We start from the raw sequence: 21,430 nt of genomic DNA, 5'->3' as shown, positions 1-21,430 counted from the left end.
AACGGCTTCTCAAAGAATTCTTGGCGGAGTATGGGTTGCGCGGTCGAACCCCCACCATGGACCTGATGGTCCCGGCATGGCGGTTCGGCGCTGCGCCGCTCGGCGCCATCGCGGCGGCGGTGCTCGCGATGACCGTCGTTCCGGCGCACGCGGCGACACCGGCATGGAACGGGAAATATTCGCTGGTGAGGTACGCCGCGAGCAAGTCGGGCACCAGCGCAGCGGCCAGTCAGCCCGAGCCGACGTTCAGCGCCGACTACGTCTTCGTCACCGCCTGCCCGTCAGGCAAGTGCGTGGCCACCGCCACCAACGGCCCGACGCCCAAGAACCCGACGCTGCCCCAGCCGTCTCATTACGCCTGGGACGGCACGCGCTGGGTTGAGCGCTTCGACTTCCAATGGGATTGCTACATGGGCGAAGGCGTCCCGAAGGTGTGGGCGCCCGCGCGGTCGTGGGCGTTCTACACGCCGCAGGCGGACGGTTCGCTGCGCGGCACCTGGCACACCGACATCAACGGCGGCCCGTGCCGGGGAACCGTCGAGATGCCCGTGGCGGCGTTTCCTGCCGGACCGGAGTGAATGTCTTTGTCACTCGATCATTGCTGCGGCGCGGGTGTCATCGAGGCGATGTAGTAGACCTCGTGCCCGGTCGGGTAGCCGCCGCCGTTGGTGGCTATGTGCACGTGGTCATAGTGGTTGAGGGTTTCCGAGCCGAGGTCGGCGGTCCAGCTGCCCCCGCCGACGCCTGGGTAGATCTTCTGCCGCCAGATGACGTGGTTGATTCCCCATCGCTTCGCATTCGCCAGGGCGTACCCGGCGATCTGGTTGCCGAGCTCGATGCCCTCGGGGCTGGCGTGGTTCGGGATCATCACGTCGATCGCCAGCCCGTTCGGGTGCCACGGCAGGGGGTCTTCCCGGTACCCATAGATGGTTTTGATCTGCGGAAACAGCACGCTGATGGCGCGTTCCGCCCAGATCGTCTTGACCTGCAGCCGGTCCTCCGACGCGATTCCGTGGGGCAGCGCGACCTGGAATTGCTGCGCGGCGGCTGGCGCGCTGGCGGTCAACATTTCCACTTCCGCCGGGCTGGCGGTGTGCGGGGTGTTGGGCGGGGCGGCGGCGTTGATCGGCGCGGCCGCCGCGGTGGTGGGGGCCGCCGCCACCGCGTTCGGCGCGCAGCAGCGCGGCTTTGTGTCTTGGGCGTAGACCATGGCGGCCGCAAGCGCGAACGAGGCCACGATCGCCAGCCAGCGGCTCCTGCCGTTGGCTAACACGTTCTTGCCCACGACCAGCAGCTTAGTGCCGTAAGCGACGTCTGTGACCCGTTTTCGTCCAGTTATTCAGCTCGGACGAATGGGCCCTAAGCGGCCCAAGGTCGGTCACAATGTCACCATGCCCGGCCAATCCTTCGGCGATGCCAATGCGTTCCACCGGATCATGCGCCGCTTCGCGTCCACGCCGGTGGGTGTGGCGCTCCTTCGCCCCACGGCGCACCATCTCGACCGAGTCATCACCAAGCTCACGGGCGGCCGAAGCAGCTTCGCCGGGCTCGCGACCGGCATCCCCGTGGTGATGCTCACCACCACCGGCGCTAAATCCGGCGAGCCCCGCACCGTCGCCGTGTACGGAATCCCGCATCCGGATGGTTTGGCCCTCATCGCGTCCAATTTCGGCGGCGCCAGGCATCCCGCCTGGTACCACAACCTCAAGGCGCACCCAGAGGCGACAGTGGCGATCGGCCGCGACACCTGGCATGCGAACGCACGGCTCGCCGCGCCGGGCGAGCGCGACGAAATTTGGGCGAAGGGCCTCGAGCTTTACCCCGGCTGGCGGAAGTACGAGGTGCGCGCCGGCAAGCGCCACATCGAGGCGTTCGTCCTGGCGCGAAGTTGAAACTAAGCCCAGTTATGCTGTCCTACAGGTGATCTGGGTTCACACTCCATCACCCAGGTAGGCGTCGGCCCAGGCGCCGATGATTCGCCCCGCGCGATGAGCTTGACCCCGAGCGGTCAGAAAGTGATCCGAACCCTCGAGCGAAACGAAGCTGCGGGGGTGACGGGCCAAGCGGAAGATCTCGCTCGCGTTCGCGATGCCGACTGTGTTGTCGGTGGGCGAGTGCAGGATCAGCAGCGGCAGGCGCAAGCCTTTGATCTTGTCGCGCAAGTGGGCCGCGCGGACATCCTCGACGAATGCTCGCTTGAGGGTCAGCGTGCGGCCACCGACCATCCACTCGGCGCTGCCCTCCGCCAAGCAACGGTCGACGACTGCGTCGTAATGCTTCTCGACGTGGCTCGGGTCAACGGGTGCGGCAACGGTGACAATCGACCGCACGCCCTGGCACTGTCGTGCCGCAGCGAGCACCGCCGCGCCGCCCCACGAGTGCCCGACCAGGATGTCGGCCGGGGTTCCGCGGTTCGTCATGAATTCGCATGCCGTGGCGATGTCGTCGACCTTGACCGTGAAAGACCCGTCCCCCCAGTCGCCCTCGGATCCACCGAGACCCAGCGCATCGAAGCGCAGCATGCCGATACCGTCGGACGCCAGTTGCTTGCAGATTCTCGCCGCGGCCGGCGAGTCCTTACCGAGCGTGAAGCCGTGCGCGAACACGCCCCAGCCGCGCACCGGTCCTTCCGGCACCTCGATGACCCCGGCCAGATTCGCGCCCGTGGAGCCTTGGAACGTGACACGCTCGCCCATGCTGAAGATCTAACCTGCCCCGGACGATGGTCGTAAGGCCGACCTACCTGGGAGAATGTTTGTGCCCCCGGCAGAAACAATAACTGCGGAATTGAGCCGCATATTCGCAGTTTTGAGGCATAGTGCGGGTGTGCGTGCCGGATCGTTGTCGGATGCCTCGGCTCGCCCGCATTGAAATCCGTTGTGCGACAACCGGGTTCCAATCTGATCACCGGAAGGCGTCGCCGCCGCGTCGGGTCAACGTGGTGACTGCGCAGTGCGCTCAATCGCAGCGGGATTCATCTGGGATCTCTCGATTGATTCGGGTCGGCGTACGGTGGACGGACTCCACCAAGTCAGCCTCTGCGGGCGACGTCTTGGCTCAGGATCTGGGGCCAGGTCTCGACATCGGCCGGGATGTGCGCCACGGTGAGCGTTGACCGCGGCATCAGTGCGGCAAGCGATTCCGCTGTCGACATCGGATGCGCCGGGTCGCCGACCCAGGCCAGAATCGTCGTCGGCACATCGATTCGTGCGACCGCTTCGCGAGCGGGCAGGTCGCTGAGAGCCGCGCCTCGAAAGAGTGACGGCAGCAGCGCGTCGGCCACATCGGGAACTGTTTCGGGCGCGCCGACCGTGGCTGGCGGCGGAGTCGCCCCACGCGCCGACGCGATGAATGCCCCGACTCCCTCGGTTTCGATAAATTCGGCCGCCACCCGGTAGATCGCCGCCTGCGCGGGCCGGGTTTCCCACGCGGTGGCCGGCACCATGAGCGTGAGGCCGGAGAAGCGGTCCGGCTCGCGGGCAGCCGCGTGCAGCAGCGTGCCCGCACCCATGGACGGGCCGACCCCGTGCACCCGTTCGCCGGGAAACCATTTGTCGAGCAGCTGCAGAAGATCCTCGGCAAGGCTTTCCCATCGGTAATCCTCCGGGACCTTGCGCCCAGTCGACTTGCCATGGCCGCGTGCGTCGTACCGCAGCAGTCGGGTCCCGCTGAGTCCCCTGCCGAGGTCGAGATTGAGTACCCGGTCACGCGCGCGGCTGGAGGTAAGTCCGTGCAGTTGAACTACCGGATGACCACCTTCGTCGCTCAGTTCAACCGCAAGCTCTGCTCCAGGAACCACGAAAGTGGACATCACGCAACTCTTCTCACGACCGGACGGCTCGCCCCGGAGCCGACCGCGCAGACCGAGCATTCAGGCTAACCGGGGCGTTAGGGTACCGCCATGCGGCTGACGAACGTGGCGCACCTGCGGTTGCCCTTTGGACGACTCTGGGGCTACGACGTGTCGGTGTCTGACCTCGGTCGCCAGCTCCCGGTGTCTTTCGACCAGCGCATACACGTTGGTGCGGGCGAACGACCCGGCTCCTGGATGGCTCTGTCCATTCGGTTGCCGGCGGGGGTGAGCCGCCAATCGTTGGCCGATGCCTGGCTGGCTGTGATCGCCCGCCACGGCACCCTACGAACGGCATTCACACTCGGGGCGGACGGCGATCCGCAGCTCAATGAGATCGATATTCACCCAGGCAGGTGGGTAGAGCATGAGATCACTCCGGGCCAGGCGGTCAACGACGCACTGCGAGTAGTTCTCAACGCGACGTGCTCGCCGTATCAGCGGCCCTCACATCGATTGTGTGTGCTGGAGACTGCCGCCGGATTGACGGTGGTGATCGCTGCCGACCACGCCCACGTGGACATGTGGTCAATGCTGGTGATTGCCCGGGACCTGTTGTCGATGCTCGCCGACGCGCGGATCGGACGTACGTCGTCGCTGCAGCCGCCGCCGGCATTTGTCGTGCACACGCAAGCACTGTTGGACCGTCCCGCGGCACCGGAACGCGTGCGCGCGCGATGGGCACAAATCGTCAGCGACAGCGGTGGGGTGATGCCACGGTTTCCGCTGCCGTTGGGTGAGTCCACGCCGCATCCGGAACGCGTTGAAGTGCGTGACGTGTTCGACGTCGATGACGGCGCCGCATTCGCCGCGCAGGCGCGTGACGACGGTGTCTCGACGCTGGCACTCGCTGTGGTCGCCATGACTGCGGTGACCCGCGAGTTGGCCGGGGTGTCGCTGCGCGCGGTCTTCCCCGTGCACAGCCGATTTGAAGACAAATGGCACGACTCGGTGGGCTGGTTCATCACCAATTCGGTCCTGGAGTCGGCGGTTGCCGAGCCGCACGCCGCGGCCGCCGCCGTCAAAGAAGCCGTGCAGCTTGGTTCCTGGCCACTGGCCGACGTACTGGCTCCGTGGGGTGGAATGCCCATCGCGCCCGGCATGTTCGCGATTTCCTGGCTGGACCAAAGCAGACTTCCGGTGCGCATCGACTCGGTCGGACTCGACGCCCAGTATGTGAGCGCGAGCCTTGATACCGACGGCGTCATGCTCTGGTTCATCCAGGACGAGTCCGGGCTACATCTGCGATGCCGCTACCCGGATACCGCTGAGGCACGAACCAACGTGGGGGCGTGGCTGGACCTGTTGGTGGCGCGCCTACAGGCACTGGCGCAGTCCTCGGTTCGAGGACTGCTGCGGGTAGCGGGCCGCACATATCGTGTGCAGCGCGCGACGCGCGAACACGTGGGGGTGATCGCCCAGCTGCTCTCCGACGACGAATTCGGTCGGGATCGCGAAGACGCCGAACTCGAACGCTACGAGGCGGCCTACGACATCGTCGTTCGCAACCGATCCAACTATCTCGGAGTCGTCCTGAACGGTTCCGATATGGTCGTCGCGACCGTGCAATTGACGATCATTCCCGGCCTTTCCCGCGGCGGCGCCACCCGGCTGCAGATCGAGGGATTACGGGTGGCCAAAGCCGAACGCGCACAGGGTCTTGGTACTGCACTCGTCGAGTGGGCACACAACTACGGCCGAGCACACGGGGCACAGCTGGCGCAGGTGACCACAGACGAGGCTCGCGAAAGGGCTCGGGCGTTCTATCGCCGGCTCGGGTACCACGCCGCCCACGTCGGGCTGAAATGCACCATCTGAGTCCGGTTTATGCGCGGTGAACGTTTCTAGCGTGCCTAAGGGCGACTCCCAGCCAAGGCGGCCGGTGTGGGACCGATCCGGCTGCAAGACGCCCGGTCACTCATGCGGGACCGTGCTGCACCTGCGCGGCGTGCCGCTGGCCGTCATCGCGAATTGGCTGGGCCATGCCGACGCGGCGACCACCGCGCGGATCTACGCCCCTAGCCAGGACGACGCGCTTTGCTGGCCGGAAAGACCTTGGGAACAGTCGTGACATCCTCAGTGACGCTGAGGCCCGAAACGGCGTTTTTCATTAGCCGAAACACCGTCTGACCTGCAAGAACATGAGTGCCCCCGGCAGGATTCGAACCTGCGGCCTTCTGCTCCGGAGGCAGACGCTCTATCCCCTGAGCTACGGGGGCGCTACGACTTCGGTGTTGCGCCATTGGGCCTCGCCAGACTAGCGCATGTCGGTGGCCGCTTCGTCACCGCAATGGATTCGAGGCGCGGGCACCTCAGCCAATAGGATGGACGCTCGTGACCCCCGCTGACCTCGCTGAGCTGCTCAAGACCACCGCCTCCGCGGTGCTGGTCGAGCACTTGCTGGATGCTGCCGCGTTGCCGGCGACGGTCACCGTGGAGCGGCCCCGCAATCCCGAGCACGGCGACTACGCCAGCAACCTGGCGCTGCAGCTGGGCAAGAAGGTCGGCGCCAACCCCCGTGAACTGGCCGGATGGCTGGCCGAGGCGCTGTCCGAGGCCGACGGTGTCGCCTCGGCCGAGGTGGCCGGTCCCGGCTTCATCAACCTGCGCCTCGAGGCCTCGGCGCAGGCCAAGATCGTCAACGCCGTCATCGACGCCGGCGACACCTTCGGTCACTCCGACGCGCAGGCCGGCCACAAGATCAACCTCGAATTCGTCTCGGCCAACCCCACCGGGCCCATTCACATCGGCGGCACCCGCTGGGCCGCCGTCGGCGACGCGCTGGGCCGGCTCCTGACCACCCAGGGCGCGGACGTCCTGCGCGAGTACTACTTCAACGACCACGGTGCCCAGATCGACCGCTTCGCCAACTCGCTGATCGCCGCCGCCAAAGGTGAACCAACGCCCGAGGACGGCTATGCCGGCGCCTACATCAACGACATCGCCGCGCAGGTGCTGCAGAAGGCGCCCGACGCACTGAGCCTGCCCGACGCCGAGATGCACGAGACGTTCCGCGAAATCGGTGTCGACCTGATGTTCACCCACATCAAAGAGTCGTTGCACGAGTTCGGCACCGATTTCGACGTCTACACCCACGAAGACTCGATGCACACCAGCGGCCGCGTCGATCAGGCCATCGCCCGGCTGCGCGAGACCGGCAACATCTACGAGAAGGATGGCGCAACCTGGTTGCGCACCAGCGCTTTTGGTGACGACAAGGACCGCGTCGTGATCAAGAGCGACGGCAAGCCGGCCTACATCGCCGGTGACATCGCCTACTACCTGGACAAGCGGCAGCGCGGCTTCGACTTGTGCATCTACATGCTCGGCGCCGATCACCACGGATACATCGCCCGGCTCAAGGCCGTCGCCGCCGCGTTCGGTGACGACCCGGCGACCGTCGAGGTCCTCATCGGGCAGATGGTGAACCTGGTCCGCGACGGCGCGCCGGTCCGGATGAGCAAGCGGGCCGGAACCGTTATCACGCTCGACGACCTGGTCGAGGCGATAGGCGTCGACGCGGCGCGGTACAGCCTGATCCGCTCCTCGGTCGACACCCCGATCGACATCGACCTGGCGCTGTGGTCGTCGGCGTCGAACGAAAACCCGGTCTACTACGTGCAATACGCGCATGCGCGGCTGTCGGCGCTGGCCCGAAACGCCGCCGAACTGGGCCTGATCCCCGACACCGGCCATCTCGAGCTGCTCAGCCACGACAAGGAGGGCACCCTGCTGCGCAGCATCGGGGAATTCCCCCGCGTGCTGAAAACGGCTGCTTCCCTGCGGGAACCGCATCGGGTGTGCCGTTACCTGGAAGACCTGGCCGGCGACTACCACCGGTTCTACGACTCGTGCCGGGTTCTGCCCCAGGGCGACGAACAACCTACCGACCTGCACACCGCGCGCCTGGCGCTGTGCGAGGCCACCCGACAGGTCATCGCCAACGGGCTGACGATCCTCGGTGTCACCGCTCCGGAGCGAATGTGAACGTACACCCCGCCGGTCCGCGGCACGCCGAAGAGACTCGGCCCCTCAATAGCCCGCAGCGACCGCAATCCCCCGACGAGCTACTGCTGCTCGCGCCGAACGTGTGGCCGCGCAACATCGTTCGTGACGACACGGGTGTGGCCAGCCTCGCTGGAATCCCGGTGACCCAACTCGCCCAGGAGTACGGCACCCCGCTGTTCGTCGTCGACGAGGACGACTTCCGTTCCCGGTGCCGCGAGCTGGCGACGGCCTTCGGCGGTGGGCAAAACGTGTGCTACGCGGCGAAGGCCTTCTTGTGCAGCGAGATCGCCCGCTGGGTTGATGAGGAAGGTCTCTCGCTCGACGTCTCCACCGGCGGCGAACTCGCGGTCGCGCTGCACGCCGACTTCCCGCCGGAGCGGATCACCTTCCACGGCAACAACAAATCCGTTGCGGAGCTGACCGCGGCTGTCAAAGTCGCGGTTGGGCACATCGTCCTGGACTCGATGACCGAAATCGAACGCCTCGACGCCATCGCGGCCGACGCCGGCGTCGTCCAGGACGTCTACGTCCGGCTCACCGTCGGGGTCGAGGCGCACACGCACGAGTTCATCTCCACGGCACACGAAGACCAGAAGTTCGGGCTGTCGGTGGCCAGCGGCGCGGCGATGGCCGCGGTGCGCCGGGTGTTCGCCACCGATCACCTGCGGCTGGTGGGCCTGCACAGCCACATCGGCTCCCAGATCTTTGACGTGGACGGCTTCGAGGTCGCCGCGCATCGCGTCATCGGGCTGCTGCACCAGATCGTCGATGAATTCGGTGTCGGCAAGACGGTGCAGATCTCGACCGTGGATCTCGGTGGGGGACTGGGGATTTCATACCTGGGAACTGACGACCCGCCCCCGGTGGCCGAATTGGCGGCCAAGCTGACTGCCATCGTCGGCAACGAATCGGCGGCCGTGGGGCTGCCCACTCCGAGGCTGGTGGTGGAGCCCGGGCGTGCCATCGCCGGGCCGGGCACCATCACGCTGTACGAGGTGGGCACCGTCAAGGACGTCGACGTGAGCAGCACAGCCCAACGGCGTTACGTCAGCGTCGACGGCGGGATGAGCGACAACATCCGCACCGCGCTCTACGACGCGCAGTACGACGCCCGGCTCGTCTCGCGGACTAGCGACGCACCGGCGACCCTGGCCCGGATTGTCGGAAAGCACTGCGAAACCGGTGACATCGTGGTGCGCGACGCGTGGGTGCCCGACGACCTTCGGCCCGGTGACCTGCTCGGGGTCGCGGCGACCGGCGCCTACTGCTATTCGCTGTCGAGCCGCTACAACATGATCTGCCGGCCGGCGGTGGTGGCGGTACGGGCGGGGCGGTCCCGGCTGATCCTGCGCCGCGAGACGGTTGACGATCTACTGAGTCTGGAAGTGAGGTGAACTGTGCCCCGTGACGAAAAGCCGGTCGGCGTAGCGGTACTCGGGTTCGGCAACGTCGGAAGCGAAGTTGTCCGAATCATCGAGGACAGCGCCGACGACCTCGCGGCTCGGGTCGGCGCGCCGTTGGTGTTGCGCGGCGTCGGAGTGCGGCGGGTCGCCGCCGACCGCGGTGTCCCGATCGAGTTGCTCACCGACAACATCGAGGAACTCGTCTCCCGCGAAGACGTCGACATCGTCTTGGAGCTGATGGGGCCGGTCGAACCGGCCCGCAAGGCCATCCTGCGCGCGCTCGAGCACGGTAAATCCGTCGTTACGGCGAACAAGGCGCTGTTGGCCACCTCCACTGGGGAATTGGCCCAGGCCGCCGAAAACGCCCACGTCGACCTGTATTTCGAGGCGGCGGTCGCGGGTGCGATCCCGGTCATCCGCCCGCTCACCCAGTCGCTGGCGGGCGACACCGTGCTGCGGGTCGCCGGCATCGTCAACGGCACCACCAACTACATCCTGTCCGCGATGGACAGCACCGGCGCCGACTACCAGACCGCCCTGGCCGAGGCGAGCGCGCTGGGCTACGCCGAGGCCGATCCCACGGCCGACGTCGAAGGCTACGACGCCGCGGCCAAGGCCGCGATTCTGGCATCGATCGCCTTTCACACCCGGGTCACCGCCGACGACGTCTATCGCGAGGGCATCACCAAAATCACCCCGGCCGACTTCGCCTCCGCGCGCTCTTTGGGCTGCACCATCAAGCTGCTGTCCATCTGCGAGCGCATCCCGGGCGACGATGGACAGGAACGGGTCTCGGCCCGCGTCTATCCGGCGCTGGTGCCGCTGTCGCACCCGCTGGCCACCGTCAACGGGGCGTTCAACGCCGTGGTGGTCGAGGCCAAGGCAGCCGGCCGGCTGATGTTCTACGGTCAGGGCGCCGGTGGCGCGCCCACCGCATCCGCTGTCACCGGTGACTTGGTGATGGCCGCTCGCAACCGGGTGCTGGGCAGCCGCGGGCCGAAGGAGTCCAAGTACGCCCAGCTTCCCATCGCCCCAATGGGTTTCATCAACACCCGCTACTACGTCAGCATGAACGTCGCCGACAAGCCGGGCGTGTTGTCCACGGTGGCGGCCGAATTCGCCAAGCGCGAGGTGAGCATCGCCGAGGTCCGGCAGGAGGGCGTGTCCGACGAGGGTGGGCGGCGGGTGGGCGCCCGCGTCGTGGTTGTCACCCACAGCGCCACCGACGCCGCGCTCTCCGAAACCGTCGATGCGCTGGCGGATTTGGACGTCGTGCAGGGCGTCACGAGTGTGCTGCGATTGGAAGAGACAGGTTCATGAGCGTTCCGCATACCGCCGTGCACCAACCATGGCCCGGATTGATCGCGGCGTACCGCGATCGGTTGCCGGTGGGCGACGACTGGACCCCGGTCACCCTGCTCGAGGGCGGCACCCCGCTGATCGCGGCGACTCGTCTCTCGGAAAAGACCGGTTGCACGGTCCACCTCAAGGTCGAGGGCCTCAACCCGACCGGCTCGTTCAAGGACCGGGGCATGACCATGGCGGTCACCGACGCACTCGCGCGCGGCCAGCAGGCCGTGTTGTGCGCCTCGACCGGCAATACCTCGGCGTCGGCGGCGGCATACGCCGCGCGTGCCGGCATCACCTGCGCGGTGCTCATCCCGCAGGGCAAGATTGCGATGGGCAAGCTGGCGCAGGCGGTCATGCACGGCGCCAAGATCATCCAGATCGACGGCAACTTCGACGACTGCCTGGAACTGGCCCGCAAAATGGCCGCCGACTTCCCGACGATCGCGTTGGTCAACTCGGTCAACCCGGTCCGCATCGAGGGTCAGAAGACGGCGGCGTTCGAGATCGTCGACGCGCTGGGCGCCGCACCGGACGTGCACGCTCTCCCGGTGGGCAACGCGGGCAACATCACCGCGTACTGGAAGGGCTACACCGAGTACCACCAGGACGGCGTGATCGACAAGCTGCCCCGGATGCTGGGCACCCAGGCGGCCGGCGCCGCACCACTGGTGCATGGCGCCCCGGTCAGCAACCCCGAGACGATCGCGACCGCGATACGTATCGGCGCGCCCGCGTCGTGGGCGGCCGCGGTCAACGCGCAGCAGCAGTCCAACGGGCGTTTCCTGGCCGCCACCGACGAGGAGATTCTCGCGGCGTATCACCTGGTGGCCGAAAGTGAGGGCGTCTTCGTCGAGCCCGCCTCGGCGGCCAGCATCGCGGGTCTGCTCAAGGCCGTTGACGACGGCTGGGTCGCTCGTGGGTCGACCGTGGTGTGCACGGTGACCGGGAACGGCCTCAAGGATCCCGACACGGCGCTCAGGGACATGCCGACCGTCTCTCCGCTACCCGTCGATCCGGTGCTCGTGGTCGAGAAGCTGGGGCTGGCCTAGTGGCGATCGCGTCAGAACTGAAAGCCTGTCCGTGAGCCAGATGCTGCCCGCCGGGCTGGTGGCGAGCGCCGTGGTGTCGGCGTCCAGTGCCAACCTCGGTCCCGGTTTCGACAGCATCGGCCTTGCATTGAGCCTCTACGACGAGATCGTCGTGGAGACAACGGATTCCGGCCTGGTGGTGCTGGTCGAAGGGGAGAGCGCCGAGCAGGTGCCGCGCGGCCCCGAACACCTCGTGGTGCGCGCCGTCGAATGCGGGCTGCGGGCCGTGGGGGTCCGCGCCGCGGGCCTGGTGGTCCGGTGCCGCAATGCCATTCCGCACTCCCGCGGCCTGGGCTCGTCCGCGGCGGCGGTGGTCGGCGGCCTGGCTGCGGCCAATGGCCTTGTAGCGCAGACGGATTCGGAACTGCTGAGCCATGCCCAGCTGATCCAGCTGTCCTCGGAGTTCGAGGGTCATCCCGACAACGCCGCGGCGGCCGTGCTGGGTGGTGCGGTGGTCTCCTGGATCGACCGCTCGGGTGACCGTCCCCGGTATTCGGCGGTGTCCGTGCGCCTGCACCCCGACATCCGTCTGTATTGCGCGATACCCCAAGAGCGCTCGTTGACCGCGGAGACCCGGGTGCTGCTGCCCGCCCAGGTGAGCCACGAGGATGCCCGGTTCAACGTCAGCCGCGCCGCCTTGCTGGTGGTAGCGCTGAGCGAACGCCCGGACATGCTCATGCCGGCCACCGAGGATGTGCTCCACCAACCGCAGCGGGCTCCCGCGATGCCCGCCTCTGCGGAATATTTGCGACTGATGCGGCGTCATAACGTGGCGGCGACACTTTCGGGGGCTGGTCCGGCACTGATCGCGCTGAGCACAGCGCCGGAGTTGCCCACCGAAGTGGTGGAGTACGGGGCCGCGAACGGATTTGCCCTTTCTGAGATGACCGCCGGCGACGGAGTTCGCTGGAGCCCGGGAGTCACAGTCCCAGGTTGATCCACAGCGTGGCCGGAGGGTTTGCTTGCTTCCAGGCAGGATGCGGGCTATCCTCGGACCCGTCCAGCAATCGCAGCATCTGCATCTGCATACATACTGCCTTGCCGCTAGGACAACACCAATTCTTCTCGTGGACGAGGTTCGCCGCTTACTCCGCCGATTTAGGCGATCACCGTTGCAGAGTCGATATTTGGGCGCACTCGGCGATTTGGCTGAATGCAACGAACCCCCCGGATGACGTGATCAGCGGGGGAAGAAAGGAACTCCGTGACCGATACGGACCTGTTCACGGCTGACGCGAGCACCGACAGCAACGAGGTGCCGAGCGCTGTGACCCCAGACACACCCGATGTCAAAACCAAAGCCACGGTTGGCTCCCTGTCGACCATGGTGCTTCCCGAATTGCGCGCGCTGGCTAACGAGGTCGGCGTCAAGGGGACGTCGGGCATGCGCAAGAACGAACTCATCGCCGCCATAAAGGAAATCAGGGGACAGTCCAACGGGACGTCCGCCCCTGCCACCCCCGAGGACGGCGCCAAGCCCGACGCCGCCAATGCTGAAGTACCGGCCGGCGAGGAGCACCAGGACGGTTCGACAACCGAGGCGCCCCGCCGCGAACGGCGCAACGCCTCCCGCGAGCCGGGATCAGCCCGCACCGGCGACGAAGCGGATGGCGAGCGCTCACGCAACCGCGAGGCCAATGTGACCGGCGAGGACCACAACCGTCAGGGCGGCAAGCGCGACAACCAGAGCGACGAGCGCGGCCAGGACTCGGGCAGCGAGCAAAGCGGTGATCAGCAGGGCTCGGGCGGCCAGCAGTCTCGTGGCGGCTCGAACCAGCAGGACGAGGACGGCGAGGGTCGTGGAGGCAGGCGTGGTCGCCGCTTCCGCGACCGCGACCGGAGGCGGCGCGGTGAGCGGTCCGGCGAGGGCGGCGACACCGAACTTCGCGAGGACGACGTCGTGCAGCCGGTCGCCGGCATCCTTGACGTTCTCGACAATTACGCTTTCGTCCGCACTTCCGGTTACCTGGCCGGTCCGCACGACGTCTACGTGTCCATGAACATGGTGCGCAAGAACGGCCTGCGCCGCGGCGACGCGGTGACCGGCGCGGTTCGCGTGCCGAAGGACGGCGAACAGCCCAACCAGCGCCAGAAGTTCAACCCGCTGGTCCGCTTGGACAGCGTCAATGGCGGTCCGGTTGAGGACGCGAAAAAGCGACCGGATTTCAGCAAGCTGACGCCGCTCTACCCCAACCAGCGGCTTCGCCTGGAAACCACCCCCGACCGGCTGACCACCCGGGTCATCGACCTGATCATGCCGATCGGTAAGGGCCAGCGCGCCCTGATCGTGTCGCCGCCGAAGGCCGGTAAGACGACGATCCTGCAGGACATCGCCAACGCGATCACCAAGAACAACCCGGAATGCCACCTCATGGTCGTGCTCGTCGACGAGCGCCCCGAGGAGGTCACCGACATGACGCGCTCCGTCAAGGGCGAGGTCATCGCCTCGACCTTCGACCGGCCGCCCACGGACCACACGGCGGTCGCCGAGCTGGCCATCGAGCGCGCCAAGCGGCTCGTTGAGCAGGGTAAGGACGTCGTGGTGCTGCTCGACTCGATCACCCGCCTGGGCCGCGCGTACAACAACGCGTCACCCGCGTCGGGCCGGATCCTGTCCGGTGGTGTCGACTCCACCGCGCTGTACCCGCCGAAGCGGTTCCTGGGTGCCGCGCGAAACATCGAGGAAGGCGGGTCGCTGACGATCATCGCCACCGCGATGGTCGAGACCGGATCCACCGGTGACACGGTCATCTTCGAGGAGTTCAAGGGCACCGGTAACGCCGAGCTCAAACTGGACCGCAAGATCTCCGAACGACGGGTCTTCCCGGCGGTCGACGTGAACCCGTCCGGTACCCGTAAGGACGAGCTGTTGCTTTCGCCGGACGAGTTCGGCATCGTGCACAAGCTGCGCCGCGTGCTGTCCGGTCTGGACTCCCACCAGGCCATCGACCTGCTGATGTCGCAGCTGCGCAAGACGAAGACCAACTACGAGTTCCTGGTGCAGGTCTCCAAGACCACACCGGGATCGATGGACAACGACTAACCAACCACGTCCCCCGGCGCGTCGTCACCGCGACACTTGAATCAGTACGCGACACGCCGGCTGGCGCCGCCATGGTTTAAGTTTCGACGCAACCCAAGCGCCGGGAATGCCGACGGGTGCCCCGTTGTTTTGGGAGAACAGCGGTTGACCTGGCATAATCGGTGCTCGACAAGATCGAAGAGGACAGCATGAAATCTGACATTCATCCCGCTTACGCGGAAACCACCGTGCACTGCGGGTGCGGAAACACGTTCCAGACCCGCAGCACCAAGCCGGGCGGCAACATCGTCGTCGAGGTGTGCTCGCAGTGCCACCCGTTCTACACCGGCAAGCAGAAGATTCTTGACAGCGGCGGCCGGGTAGCGCGCTTCGAGAAGCGTTACGGCAAGCGCAAAGGTGCCGCGGCGGACAAGACCGACAAATAGCTGCGTTGCCGACGCCCGAACTGTGCAAGAGAGCACAGGCCGGGCGTCGGTTTGCGTTCACGGCAAATGAGAACGCGGGGCTGAACGGGGCAGGAGGTGACACGTGACGCAGCCGGTGCAGACGATTGATGTGCTGCTGGCCGAACACGCCGAGCTCGAGCAACGGCTGGCGGATCCCGACCTGCACAGCAATCCCGCCGAGGCGCGCAAAGCCGGCCGCCGGTTCGCCCGATTGGCCCCGATCGTCGCCACGCATCGCAAGTTGGAGTCGGCGCGCGGTGATCTGGAGGCGGCGCGCGAGTTGGCAGCCGACGACGAGTCGTTCGCCGATGAGGTGACCGAACTGGAATCACGGGTCGCCGAATTGGACACCCAACTGACCGACATGCTGGCCCCGCGCGACCCGCATGACGCCGACGACATCGTGCTCGAGGTCAAATCCGGTGAGGGCGGCGAGGAATCGGCTTTGTTCGCGGCGGATCTGGCCAGGATGTACATCCGCTATGCCGAGCGGCACGGCTGGAACGTGACCGTGCTGGACGAAACCACGTCGGACCTCGGTGGCTATAAGGACGCGACGCTGTCGATCGCCAGCAAGGGCGACTCGGCCGACGGAGTGTGGTCCCGCATGAAGTTCGAGGGCGGGGTGCACCGGGTGCAGCGCGTTCCCGTGACGGAATCGCAAGGCCGCGTACATACTTCGGCGGCGGGCGTACTGGTATATCCCGAACCCGAGGAAGTGGGCGAGGTGCAGATCGACGAGTCGGATCTGCGCATCGACGTGTACCGCTCGTCCGGCAAGGGCGGGCAGGGGGTGAACACCACCGATTCAGCGGTGCGAATCACGCACCTGCCGACCGGCATCGTGGTCACGTGTCAGAACGAACGCTCGCAGCTGCAGAACAAGACGCGTGCGTTGCAGGTGCTGGCCGCCCGCCTGCAGGCATTGGCCGAAGAGCAGGCGCTGGCAGACGCGTCGGCCGATAGGGCCAGCCAGATCCGGACCGTCGACCGCAGCGAACGCATTCGCACCTACAACTTCCCGGAGAACCGGATCACCGACCACCGAATCGGTTACAAGGCACACAATCTCGATCAAGTACTGGACGGCGACCTGGACGCGATGTTCGACGCGTTGGGCGCCGCCGACAGACAGTCCCGGTTGCAACAGGCATGAGTGTCGTGCGGCGCGCGATCGACTCCGCTACGGCGACGCTCGCCGAAGCGGGAATCGACTCCGCCCGTTGGGATGCCGAGGAGCTGGCCGCGCACCTGACGGGTACCGAGCGCGGTCGGCTGGCCTTGCTCGAGTCGCCCGGCGACGATTTCCTCGGTCGTTACCGCGCCGTGGTGGCCGCACGCTCCCGGCGGGTGCCGTTGCAGCATCTCACCGGTGCAGCCGCGTTCGGGCCGCTGATGCTGCAGGTCGGCCCTGGCGTCTTCATCCCGCGCCCGGAAACCGAAGCCCTCTTGGCGTGGGTGACCGGACAGCGCCTCCCCACCCGGCCTGTCATCGTCGATCTGTGCACCGGTTCAGGCGCATTGGCGGTGGCACTGGCCCAGCACCACCCCACGGCGCGGATCATCGGCATCGATGACTCCGGGACGGCCCTCGAGTACGCGCGCCGCAACGCGGCGGGCACCCCGGTCGAACTGCTGCAGGCCGACGTCACAGCCCGCGGACTGCTTCCCGAACTGGACGGCGGAGTCGACTTGGTGGTGGCCAATCCGCCCTACGTTCCCGATGCCGCGGCGGTGGAACCCGAAGTCGCCCAACACGACCCACACCACGCGGTGTTCGGCGGCCCGGACGGGATGGCGGTGATCGGTCCCATCGTCGGCCTGGCCGGACGCTGGCTTCGCCCGGGCGGCATCTTTGCCGTCGAACATGATGACACGACGTCGCCGCAAACCGCCGAGTTGGTTTGTGAGACGGGGCTTTTCGACGATGTCACGGCCCGCCACGACTTGGCCGGCCGGCCGAGATTCGTAACAGCGCGCAGAAAGGGGCGGCGCGGATGACTGAAGTCTTCGACTGCGCCGATCCCGACCAACGTTCGCGCGGAATCGCCTCGGCGGCAGGGGCGCTCAAGGGTGGCCGATTGGTCGTCATGCCGACCGACACCGTCTACGGCATCGGCGCCGACGCTTTCAACAGCGCCGCGGTGGGCGCCCTGCTGTCGGCGAAGGGGCGGGGCCGGGACATGCCGGTCGGAGTGCTGGTCGGCTCGTGGCACACCATCGAGGGTCTCGTCTACACCATGCCGGACGGGGCCCGCGACCTGATCCGCGCATTCTGGCCGGGGGCGCTGAGCCTGGTGGTGACGCAGGCGCCGTCGCTGCAGTGGGACCTCGGCGACGCACGCGGCACCGTGATGCTGCGGATGCCGCTGCACCCGGTCGCCATCGAGCTGTTGCGCGAAGTCGGGCCCATGGCGGTGTCCAGCGCGAATGTGTCCGGCCGTCCGCCCGCGGTGGATGCCGACGAGGCCCGTAGTCAACTCGGCGATCTCGTCGACGTCTATCTCGACGCGGGCACGGCCGAGCAGCAGGCCGCTTCCACGATCGTCGACCTCACCGGTTCCGCCCCGCGGATCCTGCGGCCCGGCCCCGTGAGCACCGAACGGGTCGCGGAAGTGCTCGGGGTGGACCCCCAAAGCCTGACCACCCAGGCCTAACCCGAGCGGTTCTCTTGCCAGGTTGGTGCAGTACGGTCGCGACGTGTCCAGCGACGTAACCAACCTTGCCAGTGGTTTGCTCGCCCTGGGCGACCGCGGCACCGGTGTCCCGCTTCGCGAGCTTGCACTCGTTGGACTGACCGCCGCGATCATCACCTATTTCGCGACCGGTCCCGTGCGCGTGCTCGCCACCCGGCTGGGCGCGGTCGCCTATCCGCGGGAACGCGACGTACACGTCACCCCGACGCCGCGCATGGGCGGGCTGGCGATGTTCCTCGGCGTCCTCTCGGCCGTCTTCCTGGCGTCCCAGCTTCCGGCGCTCACTCGCGGGTTCGTCTATTCGACGGGTATGCCGGCGGTGCTGGTGGCCGGCGCGGTGATCATGGGCATCGGCCTCATCGACGATCGTTGGGGGCTCGACGCCCTGACCAAGTTCGCCGGCCAGATCACCGCGGCCAGCGTGCTGGTCACCATGGGCGTGGCCTGGAGCGTCCTCTACATCCCGATCGGCGGTGTCGGCACCATCGTGCTGGACCAGGCCTCGTCGATCCTGCTCACGCTGGCGCTCACGGTGTCGATCGTCAACGCGATGAACTTCGTCGACGGACTCGACGGACTGGCCGCCGGGCTCGGACTGATCACCGCGCTCGCGATCTGCATGTTCTCGGTCGGCCTGCTGCGCGACCACGGCGGCGATGTCCTCTTCTATCCGCCCGCCGTGATCTCCGTGGTGCTCGCGGGGGCCTGTCTGGGCTTCCTGCCGCATAACTTTCACCGCGCCAAGATCTTCATGGGTGATTCGGGCTCCATGCTGATCGGCCTGATGCTCGCCGCGGCCTCCACCACGGCCGCCGGCCCCGTCTCGCAAAACGCCTATGGTGCGCGCGACGTGTTCGCGCTGCTGTCGCCGTTCCTGCTGGTGGTCGCCGTCATGTTCGTGCCGATGCTTGATTTGCTGCTGGCGATCGTGCGCCGCACCCGCGCGGGCCGCAGCGCGTTCAGCCCCGACAAGATGCACCTGCACCACCGCTTGCTGCAGATCGGTCATTCCCATCGCCGGGTGGTGTTGCTGATCTACCTGTGGGTCGGCATCGTCGCGTTCGGCGCCGCCAGCACGATTTTCTTCAATCCCCGCGATACCGCCGCGGTGATGCTGGGCGCGATCGTGGTCGCCGGCGTCGCGACTGCGATCCCGCTCATGCGCCGGCGGGACGAGTACGAAGACGAGGACTACGACAGCTAGTAGTAGTGGCGTTCGCAGTATGGTACGGTGCAGGTAGAACCCCAAAAAGCCGCACAGAACGCCGGTCCATCGGACGCAGATCCGGTTGGGTCGGTTGGGGACTCACGTCGGGACATACCCCTTGGGTGATTCCACTGTGACGTGCGATACGCTCGGCGGGCCACCGATCAGTCGGTCGGGGGACTCCCGCTCCACCAACTTGGGATTGAGGTGCTGCAGTGACGACACCAGCGCAGGACGCGCCGTTGGTGTTTCCCTCTGTTGCGTTCCGCCCGGTCCGCCTGTTCGTCCTCAGCATTGCGGTCACTGCAGTGGCAGTCGTCGCCGCCGGCTTGACCGGCCACCTGATGGTCGGGGTGTTTTTCGGCGTCGGGTTGCTGCTCGGTTTGCTCAACGCCCTTCTGGTGCGTCGTTCGGTCGCGTCGATCACCGCGAAAGATCACCCGCTGAAAAGCACGATGGCGCTCAATTCCGCTACCCGGCTGGCCATTATCACGATCATCGGGCTGATCATCGCCTACATTTTCCGGCCCGCCGGCCTGGGTGTCGTGTTCGGGCTGGCGCTTTTCCAGGTCTTGTTGGTGGCATCGACGGCGCTTCCGGTGTGGAAGAAGCTGCGCGCCGGTGACTGGGCGGACGCCCATCCCTCGGACGGAGGCGGCGTGACCGCGGGATCGGAAGGAACGGAAGGAAGAGGCAGCAGCGATGACTGAGACGACGTTCCTGGCCGCCGCGATCGAGGTTGGGGAGCACAACCAGGCCAAGTGGCTCGGGCTGACCGTCAACACCGACACGATCCTGTCGACCGCGATCGCCGCCGTGATCGTGCTGGCACTGGCCTTCTTCCTGCGGGCGAAGATCACCTCCACCGGGGTCCCCAGCGGTGTGCAGTTGTTCTGGGAGGCCATCACCGTTCAGATGCGCGATCAGATCGAGGCCGCGGTCGGGATGCGGATCGCGCCTTTCGTGTTGCCGCTGGCCGTCACGATCTTCGTGTTCATCCTGATCTCCAACTGGTTGTCGGTGCTCCCGCTGCAGTACACCGACAAGTCCGGGCACACCACAGAGCTGCTGAAGTCGGCGGCCGCAGACATCAACTACGTTCTGGCCCTGGCACTCTTCGTGTTCGTCTGCTACCACGTGGCGGGCATCTGGCGCCGCGGCATCGTCGGCCACCCGCTTGCTGTGCTCAAGGGCCACGTGGCGTTCCTGGCGCCGATCAACCTCGTCGAAGAGCTCGCCAAGCCGATCTCGTTGTCACTCCGACTTTTCGGCAACATCTTCGCCGGCGGCATCCTGGTTGCGCTGATCGCGCTCTTCCCGCCGTACATCATGTGGGCACCCAACGCGATCTGGAAGGCCTTCGACCTTTTCGTCGGGGCGATCCAGGCGTTCATCTTCTCGATCTTGACGATCCTCTACTTCAGCCAAGCCATGGAGATCGAGGAACATCATGACTGAGCCCACCATGAATCGCTTTGTCCCACACACCATTACAGAGGCCTGGTAGACCGCTACCAGCTATCAAGGAGGATAAGAATGGCTCTGGACCCCCAAGTCGCTGCCGCTGCGCTCATCGGCGGTGGACTCATCATGGGCGGTGGCGCGATCGGCGCCGGTATCGGTGACGGTATCGCCGGTAACGCGCTGGTCTCCGGCATCGCCCGGCAGCCCGAGGCGCAAGGTCGGCTGTTCACGCCGTTCTTCATCACCGTCGGTCTGGTCGAGGCCGCCTACTTCATCAACCTGGCCTTCATGGCGCTGTTCGTCTTCGCCACACCCGTCGGCACCTAATTCGCTGTGATGGGTGACGCGAGTCTGAGCGTTTTGGCATCCAGCCAGGTGATGGCCGAGGGAGGCAACAACTTCCTCGTTCCCAACGGCACGTTCTTCTTCGTGCTGGCCATCTTCCTGATCGTGCTGGCCGTCATCGGCACCTTCGTGGTGCCGCCGGTCATGCGAGTGTTGCGCGAGCGCGACAACATGGTTGCCAAGACGGCCGCCGACAACAAGAAGGCGACCGAGCAGTTCGACGCCGCCAAGGCCGACTATGAGGAAGCCCTGAAGGAGGCCCGGGTGGAGGCGTCGTCGCTGCGCGACAATGCCCGCGCCGAGGGCCGTAAGGTTGTCGAAGACGCGCGCGCCAGTGCCGAGCAGCAGGTGATGTCAACGCTGCAAATGGCTTCCGAGCAACTGAAGCGGGAGAGAGACGCCGTGGAGCTGGATCTGCGCGCCAACGTGGCGACCATGTCGGCGACGCTGGCGAGCCGGATCCTCGGTATCGAGGTGGCCCCGGCCACCGCGGCCACGTCTGCAACCGGGAAATCTGGACGGTAATCGCG

Annotated in this window: 22 protein-coding genes and 1 tRNA gene; 19 read left to right on the top strand and 4 right to left on the bottom strand. The window is 66.6% G+C overall.

All coding sequences use genetic code 11. The features are described 5' to 3' along the window. Window positions 1–65: 65 nt before the first annotated feature. Window positions 66–578 (top strand): Rv2253 family sensor-like surface protein, encoded by a 513-nt coding sequence (locus H7J89_RS18635; RefSeq protein WP_486348265.1) that lies wholly within the window; start codon window positions 66–68, stop codon window positions 576–578. 17 nt (window positions 579–595) lie between these two features. Here H7J89_RS18635 and H7J89_RS18630 read toward each other — a convergent pair whose 3' ends face one another. Continuing rightward, on the bottom strand, window positions 596–1,285 hold the full coding sequence (locus tag H7J89_RS18630) for a VldE C-terminal domain-containing protein (protein ID WP_264045396.1): 690 nt from the start codon (window positions 1,283–1,285) through the stop codon (window positions 596–598). A gap of 106 nt (window positions 1,286–1,391) precedes the next feature. On the opposite strand from H7J89_RS18630, the gene H7J89_RS18625 reads away from it, so the two are divergent. After that, window positions 1,392–1,892 carry a nitroreductase family deazaflavin-dependent oxidoreductase gene (locus H7J89_RS18625; protein ID WP_264045394.1) on the top strand — a complete coding sequence of 167 codons (501 nt, stop codon included), beginning with the start codon at window positions 1,392–1,394 and terminating at the stop codon, window positions 1,890–1,892. Between the two features lie 39 nt (window positions 1,893–1,931). Here the strand turns inward: H7J89_RS18625 and H7J89_RS18620 are convergent, their stop codons facing one another. Next, on the bottom strand, window positions 1,932–2,696 hold the full coding sequence (locus tag H7J89_RS18620; protein WP_264045392.1) for an alpha/beta hydrolase family protein: 765 nt from the start codon (window positions 2,694–2,696) through the stop codon (window positions 1,932–1,934). 335 nt (window positions 2,697–3,031) lie between these two features. Beyond that, window positions 3,032–3,811 carry an alpha/beta fold hydrolase gene (locus H7J89_RS18615; RefSeq protein WP_264045389.1) on the bottom strand — a complete coding sequence of 260 codons (780 nt, stop codon included), beginning with the start codon at window positions 3,809–3,811 and terminating at the stop codon, window positions 3,032–3,034. Window positions 3,812–3,901: 90 nt separating this feature from the next. On the opposite strand from H7J89_RS18615, the gene H7J89_RS18610 reads away from it, so the two are divergent. Next, window positions 3,902–5,668, top strand: coding sequence for a GNAT family N-acetyltransferase (locus H7J89_RS18610; RefSeq protein WP_264045387.1), 1,767 nt, complete (start codon window positions 3,902–3,904; stop codon window positions 5,666–5,668). A gap of 31 nt (window positions 5,669–5,699) precedes the next feature. Next, the gene (locus H7J89_RS18605) at window positions 5,700–5,921 is read left to right on the top strand and encodes a site-specific integrase (RefSeq protein ID WP_372513797.1); all 222 of its coding nucleotides are present in this window, start codon (window positions 5,700–5,702) and stop codon (window positions 5,919–5,921) included. 75 nt (window positions 5,922–5,996) lie between these two features. On the opposite strand, the gene H7J89_RS18600 is transcribed toward H7J89_RS18605, so the two are convergent. Beyond that, window positions 5,997–6,069 (bottom strand) — tRNA-Arg (locus H7J89_RS18600). 115 nt (window positions 6,070–6,184) lie between these two features. Between H7J89_RS18600 and argS the strand changes: the two genes are divergently transcribed. The 15 genes from argS to H7J89_RS18525 all read left to right on the top strand — a co-directional run bounded on the left by argS (window position 6,185) and on the right by H7J89_RS18525 (window position 21,425). Then, the gene (gene argS / locus H7J89_RS18595) at window positions 6,185–7,837 is read left to right on the top strand and encodes an arginine--tRNA ligase (protein ID WP_264045385.1); all 1,653 of its coding nucleotides are present in this window, start codon (window positions 6,185–6,187) and stop codon (window positions 7,835–7,837) included. Then, window positions 7,834–9,252: a diaminopimelate decarboxylase gene (lysA, locus tag H7J89_RS18590; RefSeq protein WP_264045383.1), complete on the top strand. Its 1,419-nt coding sequence runs from the start codon at window positions 7,834–7,836 to the stop codon at window positions 9,250–9,252. Before argS ends, lysA begins: the two co-directional genes overlap by 4 nt. 3 nt (window positions 9,253–9,255) lie before the next feature. After that, window positions 9,256–10,581 (top strand): homoserine dehydrogenase, encoded by a 1,326-nt coding sequence (locus H7J89_RS18585; protein WP_264045381.1) that lies wholly within the window; start codon window positions 9,256–9,258, stop codon window positions 10,579–10,581. After that, entirely contained in the window at window positions 10,578–11,660 is a 1,083-nt protein-coding gene (thrC, locus tag H7J89_RS18580; protein ID WP_264045379.1) for a threonine synthase, read from the top strand. The genes H7J89_RS18585 and thrC overlap by 4 nt, the downstream gene beginning before the upstream one ends. A 40-nt stretch (window positions 11,661–11,700) precedes the next feature. Next, entirely contained in the window at window positions 11,701–12,636 is a 936-nt protein-coding gene (thrB, locus tag H7J89_RS18575) for a homoserine kinase (protein WP_264046073.1), read from the top strand. A 267-nt stretch (window positions 12,637–12,903) separates the two neighbouring features. Further along, entirely contained in the window at window positions 12,904–14,742 is a 1,839-nt protein-coding gene (gene rho / locus H7J89_RS18570) for a transcription termination factor Rho (RefSeq protein ID WP_264045377.1), read from the top strand. Between the two features lie 188 nt (window positions 14,743–14,930). Then, a complete protein-coding gene (gene rpmE, locus H7J89_RS18565; protein WP_067202335.1) occupies window positions 14,931–15,167 on the top strand; it encodes a 50S ribosomal protein L31 in 237 nt (78 codons plus the stop codon). Window positions 15,168–15,270: 103 nt separating this feature from the next. Beyond that, window positions 15,271–16,344, top strand: coding sequence for a peptide chain release factor 1 (prfA, locus tag H7J89_RS18560; protein WP_264045375.1), 1,074 nt, complete (start codon window positions 15,271–15,273; stop codon window positions 16,342–16,344). Further along, window positions 16,341–17,189 (top strand): peptide chain release factor N(5)-glutamine methyltransferase, encoded by an 849-nt coding sequence (gene prmC, locus H7J89_RS18555; RefSeq protein ID WP_264045373.1) that lies wholly within the window; start codon window positions 16,341–16,343, stop codon window positions 17,187–17,189. The genes prfA and prmC overlap by 4 nt, the downstream gene beginning before the upstream one ends. Beyond that, the gene (locus tag H7J89_RS18550; protein ID WP_264045370.1) at window positions 17,186–17,845 is read left to right on the top strand and encodes an L-threonylcarbamoyladenylate synthase; all 660 of its coding nucleotides are present in this window, start codon (window positions 17,186–17,188) and stop codon (window positions 17,843–17,845) included. Before prmC ends, H7J89_RS18550 begins: the two co-directional genes overlap by 4 nt. A 25-nt stretch (window positions 17,846–17,870) precedes the next feature. Further along, the gene (locus tag H7J89_RS18545) at window positions 17,871–19,088 is read left to right on the top strand and encodes a glycosyltransferase family 4 protein (protein ID WP_264046070.1); all 1,218 of its coding nucleotides are present in this window, start codon (window positions 17,871–17,873) and stop codon (window positions 19,086–19,088) included. Window positions 19,089–19,306: 218 nt separating this feature from the next. Continuing rightward, a complete protein-coding gene (locus H7J89_RS18540; protein WP_264045369.1) occupies window positions 19,307–19,801 on the top strand; it encodes an ATP synthase subunit I in 495 nt (164 codons plus the stop codon). Beyond that, on the top strand, window positions 19,794–20,549 hold the full coding sequence (gene atpB, locus H7J89_RS18535) for a F0F1 ATP synthase subunit A (protein WP_067202211.1): 756 nt from the start codon (window positions 19,794–19,796) through the stop codon (window positions 20,547–20,549). Before H7J89_RS18540 ends, atpB begins: the two co-directional genes overlap by 8 nt. A gap of 84 nt (window positions 20,550–20,633) precedes the next feature. Beyond that, a complete protein-coding gene (locus tag H7J89_RS18530; RefSeq protein WP_024636915.1) occupies window positions 20,634–20,882 on the top strand; it encodes a F0F1 ATP synthase subunit C in 249 nt (82 codons plus the stop codon). Window positions 20,883–20,891: 9 nt separating this feature from the next. Next, window positions 20,892–21,425, top strand: a complete 534-nt coding sequence (locus H7J89_RS18525; protein WP_264045365.1) for a F0F1 ATP synthase subunit B — start codon at window positions 20,892–20,894, stop codon at window positions 21,423–21,425. Window positions 21,426–21,430: the final 5 nt, after the last annotated feature.

It is taken from the genome of Mycobacterium paraffinicum, assembly GCF_025822865.1.
GTDB lineage: Bacteria > Actinomycetota > Actinomycetes > Mycobacteriales > Mycobacteriaceae > Mycobacterium > Mycobacterium paraffinicum.
The sequence above is the reverse complement of the archived record's forward strand: the minus strand, read 5'-3'. Positions and strand labels throughout refer to the sequence as shown.